15 protein-coding genes are annotated in these 18,472 nt (G+C 66.4%); 2 read left to right on the forward strand and 13 right to left on the reverse strand.

Annotation, left to right across the window (positions count from 1 at the left end; genetic code table 11):
• Positions 1–229: 229 nt before the first annotated feature.
• Positions 230–1,069: a peptidoglycan editing factor PgeF gene (gene pgeF / locus WI26_RS08480; RefSeq protein ID WP_069226385.1), complete on the reverse strand. Its 840-nt coding sequence runs from the start codon at positions 1,067–1,069 to the stop codon at positions 230–232.
• Between the two features lie 6 nt (positions 1,070–1,075).
• Positions 1,076–2,281, reverse strand: coding sequence for an RluA family pseudouridine synthase (locus WI26_RS08485; RefSeq protein ID WP_069225735.1), 1,206 nt, complete (start codon positions 2,279–2,281; stop codon positions 1,076–1,078).
• A 41-nt stretch (positions 2,282–2,322) separates the two neighbouring features.
• Here WI26_RS08485 and WI26_RS08490 point away from each other — a divergent pair, with 41 nt between their 5' ends.
• Positions 2,323–3,147, forward strand: coding sequence for an outer membrane protein assembly factor BamD (locus WI26_RS08490; RefSeq protein ID WP_044848889.1), 825 nt, complete (start codon positions 2,323–2,325; stop codon positions 3,145–3,147).
• An 81-nt stretch (positions 3,148–3,228) separates the two neighbouring features.
• Here the strand turns inward: WI26_RS08490 and WI26_RS08495 are convergent, their stop codons facing one another.
• The 3 genes from WI26_RS08495 to WI26_RS08505 all read right to left on the reverse strand — a co-directional run bounded on the left by WI26_RS08495 (position 3,229) and on the right by WI26_RS08505 (position 6,575).
• The gene (locus tag WI26_RS08495; RefSeq protein ID WP_069225736.1) at positions 3,229–5,472 is read right to left on the reverse strand and encodes an ATP-dependent DNA helicase; all 2,244 of its coding nucleotides are present in this window, start codon (positions 5,470–5,472) and stop codon (positions 3,229–3,231) included.
• A gap of 57 nt (positions 5,473–5,529) precedes the next feature.
• Positions 5,530–5,745, reverse strand: coding sequence for a YdcH family protein (locus WI26_RS08500; RefSeq protein ID WP_006755091.1), 216 nt, complete (start codon positions 5,743–5,745; stop codon positions 5,530–5,532).
• A 77-nt stretch (positions 5,746–5,822) separates the two neighbouring features.
• On the reverse strand, positions 5,823–6,575 hold the full coding sequence (locus WI26_RS08505) for a hypothetical protein (RefSeq protein WP_069225737.1): 753 nt from the start codon (positions 6,573–6,575) through the stop codon (positions 5,823–5,825).
• Between the two features lie 160 nt (positions 6,576–6,735).
• On the opposite strand from WI26_RS08505, the gene WI26_RS08510 reads away from it, so the two are divergent.
• Positions 6,736–9,060 (forward strand): Tex family protein, encoded by a 2,325-nt coding sequence (locus WI26_RS08510; RefSeq protein ID WP_069225738.1) that lies wholly within the window; start codon positions 6,736–6,738, stop codon positions 9,058–9,060.
• Between the two features lie 120 nt (positions 9,061–9,180).
• Here WI26_RS08510 and WI26_RS08515 read toward each other — a convergent pair whose 3' ends face one another.
• The 8 genes from WI26_RS08515 to hflX form a co-directional block, all read right to left on the reverse strand.
• A complete protein-coding gene (locus WI26_RS08515) occupies positions 9,181–11,094 on the reverse strand; it encodes a potassium transporter Kup (protein WP_069225739.1) in 1,914 nt (637 codons plus the stop codon).
• A 273-nt stretch (positions 11,095–11,367) separates the two neighbouring features.
• Positions 11,368–11,964, reverse strand: a complete 597-nt coding sequence (locus tag WI26_RS08520; RefSeq protein ID WP_059464415.1) for a phosphoribosyltransferase — start codon at positions 11,962–11,964, stop codon at positions 11,368–11,370.
• Positions 11,965–11,972: 8 nt separating this feature from the next.
• The gene (locus tag WI26_RS08525) at positions 11,973–13,319 is read right to left on the reverse strand and encodes an adenylosuccinate synthase (protein ID WP_059511212.1); all 1,347 of its coding nucleotides are present in this window, start codon (positions 13,317–13,319) and stop codon (positions 11,973–11,975) included.
• 113 nt (positions 13,320–13,432) lie between these two features.
• Entirely contained in the window at positions 13,433–14,581 is a 1,149-nt protein-coding gene (locus WI26_RS08530) for an ATP phosphoribosyltransferase regulatory subunit (RefSeq protein WP_069225740.1), read from the reverse strand.
• 115 nt (positions 14,582–14,696) lie between these two features.
• Positions 14,697–14,888: a DUF2065 domain-containing protein gene (locus WI26_RS08535; protein ID WP_009687995.1), complete on the reverse strand. Its 192-nt coding sequence runs from the start codon at positions 14,886–14,888 to the stop codon at positions 14,697–14,699.
• Positions 14,889–14,924: 36 nt separating this feature from the next.
• Positions 14,925–15,824, reverse strand: coding sequence for a protease modulator HflC (gene hflC, locus WI26_RS08540; protein ID WP_069225741.1), 900 nt, complete (start codon positions 15,822–15,824; stop codon positions 14,925–14,927).
• 15 nt (positions 15,825–15,839) lie between these two features.
• Positions 15,840–17,189 carry an FtsH protease activity modulator HflK gene (gene hflK, locus WI26_RS08545; protein WP_069225742.1) on the reverse strand — a complete coding sequence of 450 codons (1,350 nt, stop codon included), beginning with the start codon at positions 17,187–17,189 and terminating at the stop codon, positions 15,840–15,842.
• A gap of 47 nt (positions 17,190–17,236) precedes the next feature.
• Entirely contained in the window at positions 17,237–18,412 is a 1,176-nt protein-coding gene (gene hflX, locus WI26_RS08550) for a GTPase HflX (RefSeq protein WP_208604134.1), read from the reverse strand.
• Between the last annotated feature and the right edge of the window lie 60 nt (positions 18,413–18,472).

Genomic DNA, 18,472 nt, shown 5'->3' on the forward strand with positions numbered 1-18,472 from the left:
TTCCCCATGTGAAGCACTGCGTCAAACCACCGAACATTTCTGCTCGGAGATAATCCGTGTGCAACAAGCGGGACAAGGCTTTCGGCGAAACATAAAACATTTTGATCGACTTGACTTCGCGATTATTCATTCGGTTGTCCATGCAACGCCGCATTGCCGCGCCAATATCGCGATAACTGATTCTGCAGCGCAACAATCCAAACCGCGCGCAAATGCGCGCGGTCAGTCGTCAATCGGCCAGCCAGATCGCCGCCGCCATGCGGCCGGTCACGCGGTCGCGCCGGTACGAATAGAAGCGCGCGTGTTCGGCGACCGTGCAGGCGGTCCCGCCGCTCACGTGCGCCACGCCCGCGCGTGCGAGGCGCAGGCGCGCAAGCGCGTAGAGGTCGGCCAGGTACTTGCCGGGCGCGCCGTCGATCGAGACGAACGCCTGCCGCGTCTCATCATGCTCCGACTGCGCAGCCGTGTCGAGAAACGCCTCGCGCACGTCGGCGCCGACTTCGAACGCCCGCGGGCCGATCGCGGGCCCGAGGTACGCATGCAGGTCGTCCGTCGCGCCACCGGCGAGCGCCGCGACGCGGGCAGCAGTCTGTTCAACGATGCCGGCCGCGAGTCCGCGCCAGCCAGCATGCGCGGCCCCGACCGACCGGCCCCGCGCGTCGCACAACAGCACCGGCAGGCAATCCGCGACCATCACAACACAGACCGCGCCCGCGCGGTCCGTCACGCTCGCGTCGGCCCGCTCGGGCGTCTCGGCACCCGGCGCAGCGTCGATCACCTCGTCCGCACGCACGATCCCCGCGCCGTGAACCTGTTCGAGCCATGCCGCTTGCGACTGCCCGGCCAGCGCGAGCAAGCGCGCGCGATTCGTGGCGACATGGGCCGGATCGTCACCGGTATGCAGGCCGAGATTCATCCCGCCCGGCAACGCGACGCCGTCCTGCCAACGCCCGTACGGGCCCTCGCTCACACCGCCGTCGCGCGTCGTGATCAGCGCACGCACGCGCGACGCCACCTGCCAGTCGGGCTGCACGCAGTCCTGCCACGTCAACGGCGCCACATTCGTCATCGGCACTCACTCCTCCTCATCGTCGTAATCGTCGTCGTGATCCTGATACTCGCCGGCGAAATCGTCATCGTCGTACACGCCGTCGTCGTCGAATTCCTCCTCGCCCTGCCCGAAGCCCAGCGCCGCGACGAGCGCGTTCATGTCGTCCGGCAACGGACAACGCCACTGCATCGTCTTGCCCGTGACCGGGTGCACGAGGCCGAGCCGCCACGCATGCAGCGCCTGCCGCGCGAACCCGCCCGGCAGCGGTGCGACCGAGCGCTTGCCGCGCGCGCGCCCGTACACCGGATCGCCGAGCAGCGGATGCCCGACATGCGAGCAGTGCACGCGGATCTGATGCGTGCGGCCGGTTTCGAGATCGCACTGGATCGCGGACACCGGCTGACGTTGCCACATGCATGTGTCAACCGTGCGGAAATGCGTGCGCGCGGGCTTGCCCGACGCGCCGGTGACGACGGCCATGCGCGTGCGTTCGCGCGGGTCGCGGCCGATCGGCGCGTCGATCGTGCCGTCTTCGGGCATCATGCCCCACACGAGCGCGAAATAGCGGCGCTTCACCGTGCGCGCCTGCAGTTGGCGCACGAGGTCGGTCTGCGCGGCAAGTGTGCGCGCAACCACCATCAGGCCGGACGTTTCCTTGTCGAGCCGGTGCACGATGCCCGCGCGCGGCAGGCCGGCAGCCGCGTCGCCGTAGCGGTACAGCAGGCCGTTGAGGATCGTGCCGCTCCAGTTGCCAGCGGCCGGATGGACGACGAGGCCCGCCGGCTTGTTGATGACGACGAGCGCGTCGTCCTCGTAGATCACGTCGAGCGGCACCGGCTCCGGCGTGAACGCCAGCTGTTCCGGCAGCAGATCGGGCACGAGCTCGATCCTCGCGCCGAGCGGCACCGGCTGGCGGATCTTCGCCGGCGCGCCGTCGACCAGCACGCGTTGCGCCTCGATCCAGCTCTGCAGGCGGCTGCGGGAGAATTCGGGGAACAGTTGGGCAAGCGCCTTGTCGAGGCGTTCGCCCGCGAGCGGCAGCGGCACTTCGACGACGCGCGGCGCCTCGTCGGCCGCCGCGGACGGCACGACGGGCGGCTGCATCGCGTCTGCAGCCAGATCATCATCGGGGGAATCCCCCGACGCAGCGTCGGCGGGCCGATCGCTTGGGCTATAATCTTCGCGATTTGACTTGCCCCGCGGGGCATTCTGCGAACTTGAACGGGTCATTTAGACTGGGTCACCGAGACTTGAAGCTAGGACATGCGAGCATGATGAATTCGACCAAACGTACGGCCAAAACCGTCGCCGCCCGAGCTGCGGTGGTAGCGGCCGCGGCCCTCATCGCCGGCTGCCACGGCTTGCCGCAGAAGCAGGACGAGACGGCTACCTGGTCGAACAACAAATTATACTCAGAGGCCCAGGACGCACTGTCCGGCGGCGACTGGGGCAAGTGCGCGAAATATTTCGAATCGCTGCAAGGTCGCGATCCGTTCGGCCATTTCGCGCAACAGGCGCAGATCAACGTCGCGTACTGCAACTGGAAGGACAACGAAGCGGCAGCCGCCGACCAGGCCGTCGACCGCTTCATCCAGCTGCATCCGGATCACCCGGATATCCCGTACGCGTACTACCTGAAGGGGATGATCCACTTCAACGACGATCTCGGCCTGTTCGGCCGCTTCTCCGGCCAGGACATGAGCGAACGCGATCCGCAGGCACTGCGCGAATCGTACGACGCGTTCAAGGTCGTCGTCGACCGCTACCCGAAGAGCAAGTACGCGCCCGACGCCGCCGCCCGGATGCGCTACATCGTCAACGCGCTCGCGTCGCACGAAGTGCACGCGGCCGACTACTACTATCGGCGCGGCGCCTATGTCGCGGCGATCAACCGCGCACAGCTCGCGATCAAGGACTACAAGGGCGCGCCCGCGATCGAGGACGCGCTGCACATCATGATCCTGTCGTACGGCAAGCTGAACCAGCCGGAACTCGCGGAAGACACGAAGCGCGTGCTCGCGGGCACCTTCCCGGACAGCCCGTACATCACCGGCCACTCGCGCCCCGGCACGAAGAAGTCGTGGTGGCAGTTCTGAGCGACGCTCGAGCACCAACAAAAAACCCGGCCATCGAGCCGGGTTTTTTGTTGGTGCCGCCCGCAGCAGGCAGCAGCGCGGTCACGCGCGTTTTGCCGCGCGATGCTCGTCGAAGAAGTCCTGCACGACCGCGATCTCACGGGTGCGCTTGAACGGCGGCAGGCTCTGCCAGATCCGCCGACCGTAAGGCTTGTCGACGAGCCGCGTGTCGCAGATCATCAGCACGCCGCGATCCGTCTCCGCGCGAATCAGGCGGCCAGCCCCCTGCTTCAGCGTGATCACGGCCTGAGGCAGCTGGTGAACCGCGAACGGGCTCAAGCCCTTCCGGGTCAGCGCGTCGAGCCGCGCAGCGAGCACCGGATCGTCGGGCGGCGCGAACGGCAGCTTGTCGATCACGACGAGCGACAGCGCGTCGCCACGCACGTCGACGCCTTCCCAGAAGCTCTGGCTGCCGACGAGGATCGCATTGCCGTACGAACGGAAGCGGTCGAGCAGTTCGGTGCGGCTGGCATCGCCCTGCACGAGCAGCGGCGTGTTCCAGCCGCGCGACTCGATCACGTCGCGCAGCTTCGACGCGATCCGGTCGACCGCGCGCAGCGTCGTGCAGAGCATGAACACGCCGCCGCCCGATGCCTCGATTGCCGGCAACGCAGCGTCGAACACGGCATCGGTAAATGCCGGCGATGACGGCTGCGGCAGGTTGCGCGGCACATACAGCAGCCCCTGCGTCTGATAGTCGAACGGGCTCGCGAGGGTCATCGAGCGCCGCGAGCTGAGGCCCATCTGGGCCGCGTAGTGCGTGAAGTCACCGCGCACCGACAGCGTTGCCGACGTAAACACCCACGCGCGCGGCACGCCGGCGCGCTGCTTCGCGAAAATCGGCGCGACCGACAGCGGCGTTTCGTGCAACTGGACGGTATGCGCGAACACTTCGACCCAGCGCACCTTCTCGTTCGGATCGTCGGTGGCCGCCTTGTCGCCGGCTGCCGCGGCATCGGCCTTCGCGGCCGCTTCCGCCGCGGCGGGCGTGACCCAGCCCGCGAGCAGATCCTGCAGCTCGCGTGCGCGCCGCAGGCACGCACCAAGCGACTCCGCCCGCTCGGCCTGGCTCGCGAGCGCCGAGGCAAGCGCATCGAGCGCCACTTCGAGCGCGTCGAGCGCGCCGAACATCGGATGATCGTCACCCAGTTGCGCAAGCGACATGCGCACGATCTGGTCATTCGCGAACGCGAGACGCAGGTCGCGCGCCGCACGTTCGAGATCGCCGCCGAGCTTCACCCACTCGACTGCATCGCGCGCATGGCTCAGGCCTTCGGCAACCGTGTCGCGCGCGAGTTCGAGGATCTGCGTGGTCGACAGCGTCTCGCCGAAGAACAACGTGGCCGTCTCCGGCAGCTGGTGCGCTTCGTCGAAGATCACCGTATTCGCGTTCGGCAGCAGTTCGGCCATCCCGGTGTCGCGCAGCATGATGTCCGCGAAGAACAGGTGATGGTTGACGACGACGATGTCGGCCTGCTGCGCCTCGCGGCGCGCCTGCATCACGAAGCATTCCTTGTAATGCGGGCACTCCTGGCCGAGGCAGTTGTCGCGCGTCGACGTGACCATCGACCACACGGGCGCCGTCTCCGGCACGCTCGCGAGCTCGGCCTTGTCGCCGCTCTTCGTGACCTTCGCGAACCGGACGATTTCCTGCAGATACGCGGTGTCCTGGCGCGACGGCAGGCGGCCGTTGTCGGCCGTGCGCTGCAGGTAGTAATGGCACAGGTAGTTCGAGCGGCCCTTGAGCATCGCGACCGTCACCGGCACCGCGAGCGCGTTGCGCACCGTCGGGATGTCGCGCTGGAACAGCTGGTCCTGCAAATGCTTCGTGCCGGTCGACACGATCACCTTGCCGCCCCACAGCATCGCGGGCACCAGGTACGCGTAGGTCTTGCCGGTACCGGTGCCGGCCTCGACGATCAGCGTGTTGTCGCCGGCATCGCCATCGGCTTCGACCGCAACGCCCTCCGCGGCAGATTCGGCCGCCTTGTCGCTTTCGCCGACGCGGCGCGCCGGCCGCTTGCGGGTCTCGAAGATTTCCGGCTCGGGCATCCGGCGCGCGGACGCCTCCATCGCGGACGCGACCGCGCGCGCCATCTCGATCTGCGACTGACGCGGGTGATAGCCGTCAAGCGCGCGCGCGAGCAATCCGCCGTCGCCGAAGATCGTGTCGAGTTCGTCGACACGCTTGCGGCTCAGCTCGAAGGTGCCTTCGGGCGCACGAACACGCCCGGCGGACGACGCGTCACGCCGGGCATCGGGGTTGGCTTCAAGCGGTGAATTCAAGGCAAGCGTTCCTGTGTCCAGCGCCCGGGGGCGGCGCAGGCGCTTGCCAGGCCGCGCTCAGGCGCGCTTATCCGGTTCCAGCTGCGATTGCAGCAAAATGATTTTGTCCTTCGCCGCCAGCTTTTCCTTCTTCAGCCGGTGCAGCGTGATGTCGTCGATGTCGGAGTGTCCTTCCTTCAGCTCGATCTCCCGAGCAAGCTGCTGGTGCTGCTCCTGCAATGCAGCCAAACGGTTGTGCAATTCCTGCTGCTGTTCCGTGGGACGATTTTGCATATGCGCCTCCTCATCGAAGCAGCGCGCCGACTGGCGTGCCGGCACGCACGAGACTGACTCCGGATCAATCCAACACGTTACTTTCCCTGCTGTTGCTGCTGCTTGGCCTTGTCGGCCGCTTCCTGCTGACGCCGCTCGACATCGGCCTTGTGCTGGGCAGCTTCCTTCTGCTTCTGCTCGTAGCGCGCGGCGTTGTCCGCCCGCTCCTGCGCCTTCTGCGCGCCCTGCTGGCGCGCCTGGTCGAGCTTGTGCTGAAAATCAGCCTGCTTCTGGTCGTATGCCTGCTTGTTCGCGGCGCGCTGCGGCCCCTCGGCGCCGCGCTGCGCCTGCTTCAGTGCATTCTGCTCCTGCTTGTCGCGGAACGCAGCCGCGTTCGCCGCATCGTTCGCCGCGCGCTGCGGCGCTTCCGCCGCATTTTGCGCCTGCTTCAACGCCTGCTGCTGGTCGCGCTGCTGCGCGCGCACCGCGCGCTGTTCGTCGTCGAGCGCGAGCTGCTCCTGACGGATGCTCGCCCGCTCCTCGCGCATCCGGTCGCGCGCATTGCCGAGACAATGATTGACGAAGAACTTGCTGTAGCAATCGTGCTCCGCCACGGCATAACGATAATCGTTTTCCGCGGAGCGTTGATTGAGCACTTTTTGACGGGCGTCAAAATCCTGCGTGGCGGCGGGTGCGCCGGACGCGGCCACTGCGGCGTCCGGCGCGGTGGCGCCCGATGCCTGTGCGTACGCGACGGTAGACCCGGCGGACAAAGCCGCGGCAAGCGCTGCGCCGAGCGCGACGAGAGAAATGCGGGAAGTTGGCAACGTCGTAGGAAAGCTGCGGGACATGTGTCAAATTCTATCACCCCCGGCTGGACGCTCCGCCATTTATGGCAAAATGCCCCGCTTCACTCACCCGCGGCATCTGGTCCGGCGGGCCCGTCTCGCAGCCCGCCGCGCGCGGCCTGCCGGCCCGCGCCGCGATTTCAGCAGGCAGATCATCCACGACATGACGGAAACCGTAGCACTCAAGATCGTACAGCGCATCGCCACCGAACTGTCCGTCCAGCCGCGCCAGGTCGCGGCGGCAGTGCAACTCCTCGACGAAGGCTCGACCGTTCCGTTCATTGCCCGGTACCGCAAGGAAGTGACCGGCAACCTGGACGACACGCAGCTGCGCCAGCTCGAGGAACGCCTCCTGTACCTGCGCGAGCTTGAAGATCGCCGCGCGGCGATCCTGTCGAGCATTGATGAACAGGGCAAGCTGACCGACGAACTGCGCGCCGCGATCGACGCGGCCGACAGCAAGCAGGTGCTCGAAGACCTCTATCTGCCGTACAAGCCGAAGCGCCGCACCCGCGCGCAGATCGCCCGCGAAGCCGGCCTCGAGCCGCTGGCGCAAGCGCTGCTTGCAAATCCGCTGCTCGACCCGCAGACGGAAGCCGCCGCGTACGTCGATGCCGACAAGGGCGTCGCCGACGTGAAGGCCGCGCTCGATGGCGCGCGCGACATCCTGTCCGAACAATTCGGCGAAACGGCCGAATTGCTCGGCAAGCTGCGCGATTACCTGCACAGCCAGGGCGTCGTGTCCTCCGCGGTCGTCGCAGGCAAGGAAAACGAGGAAGGCGAGAAGTTCCGGGACTACTACGACTACGCGGAAACCATCCGGACGGTGCCGTCGCATCGCGCGCTGGCGCTGTTCCGCGGCCGCAATGCCGGCGTGCTGACCGTCAAGCTCGGGCTCGGCGAGGAACTCGACGCGCAGGTCCCGCATCCCGGCGAAGCGATGATCGCGCGCCATTTCGGGATCGCGAACCAGAGCCGCCCGGCGGACAAGTGGCTGTCCGACGTGTGCCGCTGGTGCTGGCGCGTGAAGGTGCAGCCGCACATCGAGAACGAACTGCTCACGCAACTGCGCGAAACGGCGGAGGCCGAAGCGATCCGCGTGTTCGCCCGCAACCTGAAGGATCTGCTGCTGGCCGCGCCGGCCGGCCCGAAGGCCGTCATCGGTCTCGACCCCGGCCTGCGCACGGGCGTGAAGGTCGCCGTGGTCGACCGCACCGGCAAGCTGCTCGCGACCGATACGATCTACCCGCACGAGCCGCGCCGCGACTGGGACGGTTCGCTCGCGAAGCTCGCGCGCATCGCTGCGCAGACGCAGGCCGAGTTGATCAGCATCGGCAACGGCACCGCGTCCCGTGAAACCGACAAGCTCGCGAGCGAGCTGATCTCGAAGCACCCCGAACTGCGGCTGCAGAAGATCGTCGTGTCGGAAGCCGGTGCGTCGGTCTATTCGGCCTCCGAGCTGGCCGCAAAGGAATTCCCGGAACTCGACGTGTCGCTGCGCGGCGCCGTGTCGATCGCGCGCCGCCTGCAGGACCCGCTCGCCGAGCTCGTGAAGATCGAGCCAAAGGCGATCGGCGTCGGCCAGTACCAGCACGACGTGAACCAGCGCGAACTCGCCCGCTCGCTCGACGCAGTGGTCGAGGATTGCGTGAACGCGGTGGGCGTCGACGCCAACACCGCGTCGGTCGCGTTGCTCGCACGCGTTTCCGGCCTGAACGCCACGCTCGCGCGCAACATCGTCGATTACCGCGACGCGAACGGGCCGTTCCCGTCCCGCGATCACCTGCGCAAGGTACCGCGCCTCGGCGACAAGACCTTCGAACAGGCAGCCGGCTTCCTGCGCATCAACGGCGGCGAGAATCCGCTTGATCGCTCGTCGGTCCACCCGGAGGCCTATCCGGTCGTCGAACGAATCCTCGCGAAGATCAGCAAGCGGATCGACGACGTGCTCGGCAGCCGCGATGCGCTGGCCGGCCTGTCGCCGGCCGAATTCGTCGACGAACGTTTCGGCCTGCCGACCGTGCGCGACATCCTGTCGGAACTCGAAAAACCGGGTCGTGACCCGCGCCCCGAATTCAAGACCGCAACGTTCCGTGACGGTGTCGAGAAGGTGTCCGACCTGATGCCCGGCATGCTGCTTGAAGGTGTCGTGACGAACGTCGCCGCGTTCGGTGCATTCGTGGATGTCGGCGTGCACCAGGACGGCCTCGTCCACGTGTCCGCGATGTCGACGAAGTTCATCAAGGATCCGCACGAAGTCGTGAAGGCCGGCCAGGTCGTCAAGGTCAAGGTGCTCGACGTCGACGTGAAGCGTCAGCGCATTTCGCTGACGATGCGCCTCGACGACGAAGCAGCCGCGCCCGGCATGGCGCCGCGCGGCGGCCAGGATCGCGGCAATGCCGGCCGCGGTGCGGCGCGCCCGCAGCGCTCGCGCGAGCCCGAACCGGCTGGCGCGATGGCCGCGGCGTTCGCGAAGCTGAAGCGCTGAGCACGCGAAGCTGTCGACGTACGAAAAAAAGCCCGCCGGAAGGCGGGCTTTTTCATGGCTTCGGCTGGTTCGCAAGCGCAGCCGGATCGGCATGGGCCGCACAGGCGGCCCGCGCGCCGGTCAGATTTCGATCTTGGTGCCGAGCTCCACGACGCGGTTCGCCGGGATAGAGAAGAAGTCGGTCGGCTTCGCCGCGTTCTGATGCATCCAAGCGAACACGCGTTCGCGCCAGATCGACATGCCGGGCAGATGCGTCGGCACGACCGTTTCGCGCGCGAGGAAGAACGACGTGTCCATCAGCTCGAACGTCATGTCGTGCGTGCGACCGAACTCCTCGAGCACCGCCTTCACGTCCGGCGTCTCGTTGAAGCCGTATTCGGCCTTGACGATGTACAGACCGCCGCCCGCGTCGCGCGAACTCAGGCGCTTGTCGTCGCGCACGTACGGGATGTCGCGCGTGACGAACGTCAGGAATATGGTCCGCTCGTGCAGCACCTTGTTGTGCTTCAGGTTGTGCAGCAGGCTCACGGGCACCAGCTTGTCGTTGCCGGTCAGGTAGATCGCGGTGCCCGACACACGGTGCGGCGGATGGGCGAGCAGCCCCTGCAGGAAAGGCTCGAGCGGGATACCATCCGCAGCCGTACGCTCCTTGACGATGTGGCGGCCCTTGTACCACGTCATCAGAAGGAAGAACAGCAGCGCGCCGATGCCGAGCGGCAGCCAGCCGCCCTGCGCGACCTTGAGCAGGTTCGCGCCGAAAAAGCCCAGGTCGACCGCGAGAAACACCGCGATGATCGCGCCGACGAGCAGCCGGTTCCAGTTCCACACCTTCACCATCACGACGGCCGCGAGCACGGTCGTGATCACCATCGTCGCCGTCACTGCGATACCGTACGCGGCGGCAAGGTTGTCGGAGCTCTTGAAGCCGATCACAATGCAGAGGATCACGAACAACAGAAGCCAGTTCACGACCGGCACGTAGATCTGGCCGATGGCCAGCTCGGACGTATGCAGCACCTTCATGCGCGGCACGTAACCGAGCTGGATCGCCTGCGACGTCAGCGAATACGCACCCGAGATCACGGCCTGCGAAGCGATCACGGTCGCGACCGTCGACAGCACGACGAGCGGCAGCAGCGCCCACTCCGGCGCCAACAGGAAGAACGGGTTCTCGATCGCCTTCGGGTTCTGGATCAGCAGCGCACCCTGGCCGAAGTAGTTCAGCACGAGCGACGGCATCACGAGCCCGTATGCGGCCAGGCGAATCGGCTTCGCGCCGAAATGGCCCATGTCCGCGTAGAGTGCTTCCGCGCCGGTCAGCACCAGCACGACCGAACCGAGCACGACATAGGCCTGCAGCACGTGCTCCGACATGAACGACGCCGCGTAATACGGGTTGATCGCCGCGATGATGCCCGGCACGCGCACGATGTGATGCACGCCGAGCGCCGCGATCGCGATGAACCACAGCACCATGATCGGTCCGAACAGCTTGCCGACCATCGCGGTACCGTGACGCTGGATCCAGAACAGCGCGATCAGGATCACGATCGTGATCGGCATCACGAGATGGGACAGGTGCGGCGTGGCGATCTCGAGACCTTCGACCGCTGACATCACGGAAATCGCCGGCGTGATCACGGCATCGCCGTAGAACATGCACGCGCCGAAGATCCCGAGCGCCATCAGCGCGCCCGCGACGCGAGTTTTCGAGTCGAGCGGCCGCAGCGACAGCGCCATCAGCGCAAGCACGCCGCCCTCGCCGTTGTTGTCGGCTCGCATCACGAACAGCAGATACTTGATGCCGACCACGAGAATGATCGCCCAGAACAACAGCGAGATCACCCCGAGAATCGAGCCTTCGGTGAGCGGAATGCCGTGTGCGGGGCTGAACGCCTCCTTCAGCGAATACAGCGGGCTCGTGCCGATGTCGCCGAATACGACGCCGATGGCCGCTATCGCAAGCGCCCGCATCGAGTGTTGGTGCGTCGAATGGGCATGGGCTGCGTCGGTCGCCTGGATCGTGTCGTTCATATGAAGCTAAATAATCGGGTCCGGTTCGGACAAAACGAGCGCTATTCTACTCGCGCCCCCCTGAAAAACCGTCCTGCCCTGTTGCCGTGAAGCCACGTGATCCACGCTGCGCATGCAATCCTGCACAAGCTGTGGCAGGGCTGCCATCATAGCCGGGGCCGGGCCGTCTGCCTACAGCGAAGACCAATTGTGGTGCGCACCGGCCCGGCGCCGCAATGAAAAACGGCGCCGCAAGCGGCGCCGTACAAGGCTTTCCTTCGATCGGCCGATCGCTTATGCGCCCGAGCCGTCGCGCTGCGCGCGACCGCGCTTGATCCACGCCTCGAGATTGTGCGGGCGAACGGTGTCCCACTCTTCGAACGGCTGATGAATCCACGGATTCGTCGGCAGATACTGCGTGTGATAGTCGGGCTTGACCTTGGAGCAACCCTTGTACCAGAGCACCGCCGAGCGCACGGCCTTGACCGCCGGATAACGCTCCTTCAGGTGCTCCTGCACGCGCGCGAGCGTGACGCCCGAATCGACGAGATCGTCGACCAGCAGCACGTTGCCCTCGAGGTTGCCACGCGTCATCGTGATGTACTGCGCGATGTCGAGCTCGCCCTGCTCGGTACCGGCCGCTTCGCGATACGAACTCGTCGCGAGGATCGCGAGCGGGACATCATAGATGCGCGAGAGTTGATCGCCGACGCGCAGACCGCCGCGCGCGAGGCACAGGATCTGGTCGAACTTCCAGCCCGATGCATGCACCTGGAGCGCGAGCAGCTCGATCAGACGATGGTATTCGTCCCAACCCACCCACAGGTTCTTGTCGTCGTTGCGCGGATCGGTCATCAAGTCTGCCGCCGTCATCGTGATTTGCTGCGTCATGCTGAGAATTACACCTTGAACGGGTGGCGAAGCAGGATCGTCTCATCGCGATCCGGCCCCGTCGAGACCATGTCGACCGGCACACCGGCCACTTCCTGGACACGGGTCAGGTATGCCTGAGCATTCGCCGGCAGCGCATCCCACGTCTTGATGCCGACGGTGCTTTCCTTCCAGCCGGTGAACGTTTCGTACACGGGCTCGCAACGCGCGACGTCGGCCGCACCGCGCGGCAGGATGTCTACGTCCTTGCCATCGATCTTGTAGCCGACACACAGCTTGACTTCATCGAGGCCGTCGAGCACATCGAGCTTCGTCATGCACAGGCCCGACACGCCGTTGATCTGGATCGAGCGGCGCAGTGCCGCCGCGTCGAGCCAGCCGGTGCGGCGCGGACGGCCGGTGACCGAGCCGAATTCCTTGCCGACGTTCGCCAGCGTGACGCCAACCTGATCCTGGCGCTGCGGGTTGTCCGCGTCGTACAACTCGCTCGGGAACGGGCCCGAGCCGACGCGCGTGCAATACGCCTTCGTGATGCCGAGGATGTAGTTCAGCTTCTGCGGACCCACGCCGGCGCCGGCCGATGCCGCACCCGCGACGCAGTTGCTCGACGTGACGAACGGATAGGTGCCGTGGTCGATGTCGAGCAGCGTGCCTTGCGCGCCTTCGAACAGCAGGTTCTGACCGGCGTTGTTCGCGTCGTACAGGCGGCGCGACACGTCGGCCACCATCGGCTTCAGGCGATCGGCGTAGCCGAGCATCGTGTCGAGCGTGGCCTGGAAGTCGACGGCCGCGCCACCCAGGTACTGGGTCAGCACGAAGTTGTGGAAATCGAGGTTTTCGCGCAGGCGGTCGGCGAAGGTCTTCGCGTCGAACAGGTCCTGCACGCGCAGCGCGCGGCGGCCGACCTTGTCTTCGTACGCGGGGCCGATGCCGCGGCCGGTCGTACCGATCTTGCCCGCGCCCTTGCGCGCTTCGCGCGCCTGGTCGATCGCGATGTGGTACGGCAGGATCAGCGTCGTGGCTTCGGAGATGAACAGGCGATCGCGCACGTTCACGCCGGCCTCTTCCAGCTCGCCGATTTCCTTGAACAGTGCCTCGGGGGACAGGACGACGCCGTTGCCGATGTAGCAGGCGACGCCTTCACGCATGATGCCCGACGGAATGAGGCGCAAGATGGTTTTCTTGCCGCCGATGATGAGGGTGTGGCCGGCGTTGTGACCGCCCTGGAAACGCACGACGCCCTGAGCGTGGTCCGTCAGCCAGTCGACGATCTTGCCCTTGCCTTCATCACCCCATTGCGTTCCCACGACGACGACATTGCGCCCGGGAGTCACGTTCACTGCGCTGGCAGACATGTTGATTCGTTAGCTGGTTAAAAATGTATTCTACCTATGTTCGCGGGCGATTCCGAATTTTTCCGTTTCGCTTCAACGATGTGCACGTCGAACGACGGCCCGCGAACGCCTGTTTAGCGGGGTTCGACCACCCATGCGCCGTTACGCTCGACGAGCGAACGGTCGCAGGCGAACTCATCAAGCACATGGTCGTGCCCCGGCAACGCCTGGATCACGACCTCGCCCGCGTCGCGCAGCGCCGCGACGGCCGCGCTCAGCGCGTCGTCCTGTGCCCACGGCGCGAGAATCGCGGCACCGCGCGCCTCGATCGGCGAAACCCGCGCGAGCTCGCGCAGGTCGAGCGAGAAGCCCGTCGCCGGGCGGGCGCGACCGTACGCCTGCCCGACGTGGTCGTAACGGCCGCCGCGCGCGATCGCGTTCGGCACGCCGTCGATGTACGCCGTAAACATCGCTCCGCTGTGGTACGCGTAGCCACGCAGGTCGGCGAGGTCGATCGCCACCTCGACGCCCTTCGCCCGCGCCGCGAGCTGGGCGAGATCGTCGAGCGCGCGTGTGATCTCCGGCAGCACCGGCAGGCGTGCACGCGCCTCGTCGAGCACGCCCGCGTCGCCGTACAGATGCGGCAGCGCACGCAGCGCAGCACGCGTATCGGCGCCGAGATCGTCAGTGAGTTCGTTCAGCAGCGGCACGTCCTTGCCCGACAGCGCATCGTACAACGCCTCGCCGCGCTCGGCGGCCTGCGCGTCGCGTGCGAGCAGCGCCGCGAGCACGCCCGCGTGGCAAAGATCCAGACGGATCCGCGACAACCCCGCGAGGTGCAGTGCATCGAGCATCAACTGCTGGATCTCGAGATCGGCTTCCAGCCCGGCATGCCCGTAGATTTCGGCACCGATCTGGATCTGTTCGCGCGTCGCATGCAGGCCGCGCGGACGCGTATGCATCACGTGGCCCGCATAGCAAAGGCGCGTCACGCCCTGGCGGTTCAGCAGGTGCGCGTCGATGCGCGCGACCTGCGGCGTGATGTCCGCGCGCAGGCCGAGCGTGCGACCCGACAACTGATCGACCAGCTTGAAGGTGCGCAGGCGCAGGTCGGCGCCGCCGGTCGTCAGCAGCGACTCGAGATATTCGAGCAGCGGCGGCATCACCATTTCGTAGCCGTACGAACGGAAGCGATCGAGCAGCCTGCGCCGCAGCTCCTCGATCTTGCGCGCTTCCGACGGCAATACGTCGGCGATATTCTCGGGAAGTAACCAGGTCGACATCGGTACGGTCCTACGACGGGAAACAGGGCGCGACACGCGCGCCGCGAGATGAATCGGAAATCGGAAAATCGGGGCGGAACGAACGGCAGGTGCGCCGTCAGGATCAGGTCTCCGGTCAGGTGGCGAGCAGCAGCAGGACGAGCCCGAGCGCCATCACGATGAGCCCGCCGATCCGGATATGATGCGGCGGCCGCTCCGCTATTCTACGAAACGTGTCGCGCCAGGCGACGGGAAACACGAAGGGGAACGCCCCCTCGATGATCAGCATCAGTGCTACCGCGAGCAACAACGAGCCAGCCAGATCCATGCGAGCGACGGCGCCGCTCGACGCGGCGCCCCAAGGTCAGTGTTTGCGGGGAGCAGGTGCCGCCGGTGCGGCACCGCCCGTCGGGCTGCGCATGAAACGGAAAAACTCGCTGTCGGGGTCGACGACGATGATGTCGTTGCGCTTGAAGGTATTCCGGTAAGCCTGCAGGCTCGCGTAAAACTGGTAAAACTGCGGATCGCGGCCGAATGCATCGGCGGCGATCGATGCGGCCTTCGCGTCGCCCTCGCCCTTGATCGTCTGCGCGGACTTGTACGCATTAGCGAGCACCGCCTGCTGTTCGCGTTCGGCGTCGGCCTTGATCTGCTCGACATCGGCGGCGCCATCCGCGCGCACCTGTGCGGCCTGGTCGCGCAGCGCGGCAATCATCCGCTGATAGACGGCATCCGTCTGCGCAGCCGGCAAGTCCACACGCGTCAACTGCACGTCGACCACATCGACGCCGAAGTCCGATGCCTTCGCGCGCACCGCCTCGCGCACCGCATTGGCAATGTCGCGCTGGCCGCCGAGCGCGTCGTCGAGCGCGCGCTTGCCGAACGCATCGCCGAGTGCGCTCTTCAGCGCGCCGGCCAGACGCTCGGTCGCAGCCGCCGGGTCGTCGCCCGTCGCCGTGAAATATTTCATCGGATTGCTGATCCGGTACTTGACCACATACGCGACAAGCAGGTCGTGCTTGTCTTCGGTCACCAGTTGCAGCGGATCCGACGACTCGAGCGATTGCAGGCGCGTGTCGATCAGCGTCGCGGTCTGCAGCGGCGGTGGCAACTTGAAATGGATGCCGGGGCCCGCGAGTTCTAGTTGCTCGCCGTTGCGGCCCGACAGCACGGCCGTGTGGCGCGGGTCGACGGTCAGGACGGTCGACGACGCCGCGAAGGCAGCAATCACGATTGCGACGACGAGCGCAATGATTCGGTTCATGTTCTGCGCTCTCCGTTACTTCGTATCGTCTTCACGCGAACGACTGCGGAACGCTTCGCGCGACCGCAGCACGTCGCTGCCCGGCGCAGGCGCCGCCGCGGCCGAAGCCGCGCTCGCGGGTGCGCTCGACGCCGCGATTGCCGGGGCCGACGCCGCGTCGGGCGCGGATGCACCCGCAGGCGTCGCGGCGTTCGCAGCGTTTTGTCGCCCCTGCTCGACGAGCTTGTCGAGCGGCAGATACACGACGCTGTTGCCGCCCTTGTTGCCGACGAACACCTTCGTCGCGTTCGAATAGATTTCCTGCATCGTCTCGAGGTACATCCGCTCCCGGATCACCGCGGGCGCCTTCGAATACTGTGCATAGACCTGCTTGAACCGGTCGGCGTCGCCTTCCGCTTCCGTGACCACGCGATCGGCATACGCCTTCGCTTCGTCGGCGAGTCTCGCGGCGTCGCCCTGCGCCTTCGGCAACAGGTCGTTCGCATAGGCCTGCGCGGCACGCTTCGCAGCCTCGCGATCTTCGCGCGCCTTCGCGACTTCGGCGTACGCGGCCTGCGTCTGCTCGGGCGCCGCGACGCTCTGCATCGTGACGGCCGTGATCTCGAGGCCCGACTGGTAGCGATCGAGATCGCGCTGGATCGCGGCGGACAATTGCGCGCGCAGCGCGTCGCGATCCTGGTTCAGCATGTCGGCCGCGCTGCGCGTGCCGACGATCGCGCGCACCGCGGCCTGGGCGGCCTGCGACACGCTGCGCTCCGGATCGACGCTGCGGAACAGGTAGTCGGTTGCCGAACGAATCCGGTACTGCACGATGAAACGCACGTCGACGATGTCGGCGTCGCGCGTCAGCATCGCCGCTTCCTTCACGTTCGCGAGACGCACGACGTTGTTGCGGCCGATCTCGATCGACCGGACCTGCGATGTGTCGACAATCTCGTGCGACGCAAACGGATACGGTGCGCGCCAGTGCACGCCTTGGCCAACCGTGCCGGACAGCTTGCCGAACTGCAGCACCACGCCCGTCTGGCCATCCTGCACGACGAACAGCCCGCTGCCCGCGTAGACCGCGACCAGCACGCCGATCACAATGCCGACGCCGACGCGCGCGGCCCGGCCATTGTCGGGCCGGAAGCCGTTGCCGCCCTTGCCGCCGAACAGGCCGCTCAGACGCCGGTTGAAGTTGCGCCACATCTCGTCGAGATCGGGCGGACCGTCACCGTCGCCACCGGGCGGACGCTTCGATTCGTTCGCACGCGTACGGGATCCGTCGTTGCCCTTGCCGTCGCCGCGTCCCCAGCGGGGATCGTTGATCGACAGCAAGGCGCGCATCCGCCGCCAGGTACTCCGCTCGTTGTATTCGTTCACCAGAGTTTGTTCACCAGATTAGACGCCGGCGAACCGGCCGGGACCGGTTAGCGCCCGTGTTCGGAAATCGTGTGGTCTTCGTGTGGTTCAGCGGGTGCGCCGTCGAGCGCGCCGTTGGATAACGTCGCGCCGGAAAGGTGTTCCGCGGAGGCGATCTCGGCGATGGCGGCACGCAACGTATCCAGACCCTGACCGGTGCGTGCGCTCAAAAAGACGCGCGAAATATTACCATACTCGTCCCGCTCGACCGCGTCGCCGCGGGCCGCCAGCTCGGGCACCGCGTCGATCTTGTTGAACACCAGCACCTGCCGGATCGTGTCCGCACCGATCTCGTGCAGCACGCCGTTCACCTGCTCGATCTGCTCGAGCCGCACCGCGCTCGACGCGTCGACGACGTGCAGCAGCAGATCCGCGTGGATCGTTTCCTCGAGGGTCGCGCGGAACGCGGCAACCAGCTGGTGAGGCAGTTCGCGAATGAACCCGACCGTATCGGACACGACGATCTGGCCCGCCTCATCGCCAAGGTACACGCGCCGCGACGTCGTATCGAGCGTGGCGAACAGCTGGTCGGCCGCATAGGCCTGCGCTTTCGTCAGCGCGTTGAACAGCGTCGACTTGCCCGCGTTCGTATAGCCGACCAGCGACACCGACATCGTGCCGCTGCGCGCGCGCTGGCGACGCTGCGTGCTGTGCTGCCGGCGCAACCGGTCGAGCCGCGACTTCAGCATCTTGATGCGCTCGCCGATCAGCCGGCGGTCGGTTTCGAGCTGCGTTTCACCGGGGCCGCGCAGGCCGATACCACCCTTTTGCCGCTCCAGGTGGGTCCACGCGCGAATCAGGCGGGTCGACAGGTATTGCAGCTGCGCGAGCTCCACCTGCAGCTTGCCTTCGTGACTGCGGGCACGCTGCGCGAAGATATCGAGGATGAGACTCGTTCGATCGACCACCCGCCTGTTAAGCGCCTGTTCCAGATTGCGTTGCTGTGCCGGCGCGAGGGCGTGGTTGAAGATGACGATTTCGACGTTGTGCGCGTCGCACGCAAGCCGCAATTCATCGGCTTTGCCGCTGCCGATGAACATCTTGGCATCGGGACTGGCGCGACGACCCGTGAGGGTGACGGCGGGACGGGCCCCCGCACTGGAGGCGAGAAGACTGAGTTCTTCGAGACTGGCTTCGAAATCGGTCTTGCCGAAGTCGATGCCGACGAGCGCTGCGTTGATCAAATTATCGGGTGTCAAGATAAGGCGGCTGGCATCGGTCGCTCGCGGCGACCGGACGCCGGC

The sequence above is a fragment of the Burkholderia diffusa genome, from assembly GCF_001718315.1.
Classification (GTDB): domain Bacteria; phylum Pseudomonadota; class Gammaproteobacteria; order Burkholderiales; family Burkholderiaceae; genus Burkholderia; species Burkholderia diffusa_B.

Excerpts from the sequence above, each read along its gene's own strand:
- pgeF (WP_069226385.1), bottom strand. The coding sequence starts at position 1,069 with ATGACGAATGTGGCGCCGTTGACGTGGCAGGACTGCGTGCAGCCCGAC.
- WI26_RS08485 (WP_069225735.1), bottom strand. The coding sequence starts at position 2,281 with ATGACCCGTTCAAGTTCGCAGAATGCCCCGCGGGGCAAGTCAAATCGC.
- WI26_RS08490 (WP_044848889.1), top strand. The coding sequence starts at position 2,323 with ATGATGAATTCGACCAAACGTACGGCCAAAACCGTCGCCGCCCGAGCT.
- WI26_RS08500 (WP_006755091.1), bottom strand. The coding sequence starts at position 5,745 with ATGCAAAATCGTCCCACGGAACAGCAGCAGGAATTGCACAACCGTTTG.
- WI26_RS08505 (WP_069225737.1), bottom strand. The coding sequence starts at position 6,575 with ATGTCCCGCAGCTTTCCTACGACGTTGCCAACTTCCCGCATTTCTCTC.
- WI26_RS08510 (WP_069225738.1), top strand. The coding sequence starts at position 6,736 with ATGACGGAAACCGTAGCACTCAAGATCGTACAGCGCATCGCCACCGAA.
- WI26_RS08515 (WP_069225739.1), bottom strand. The coding sequence starts at position 11,094 with ATGAACGACACGATCCAGGCGACCGACGCAGCCCATGCCCATTCGACG.
- WI26_RS08520 (WP_059464415.1), bottom strand. The coding sequence starts at position 11,964 with ATGACGCAGCAAATCACGATGACGGCGGCAGACTTGATGACCGATCCG.
- WI26_RS08525 (WP_059511212.1), bottom strand. The coding sequence starts at position 13,319 with ATGTCTGCCAGCGCAGTGAACGTGACTCCCGGGCGCAATGTCGTCGTC.
- WI26_RS08530 (WP_069225740.1), bottom strand. The coding sequence starts at position 14,581 with ATGTCGACCTGGTTACTTCCCGAGAATATCGCCGACGTATTGCCGTCG.
- WI26_RS08535 (WP_009687995.1), bottom strand. The coding sequence starts at position 14,888 with ATGGATCTGGCTGGCTCGTTGTTGCTCGCGGTAGCACTGATGCTGATC.
- hflC (WP_069225741.1), bottom strand. The coding sequence starts at position 15,824 with ATGAACCGAATCATTGCGCTCGTCGTCGCAATCGTGATTGCTGCCTTC.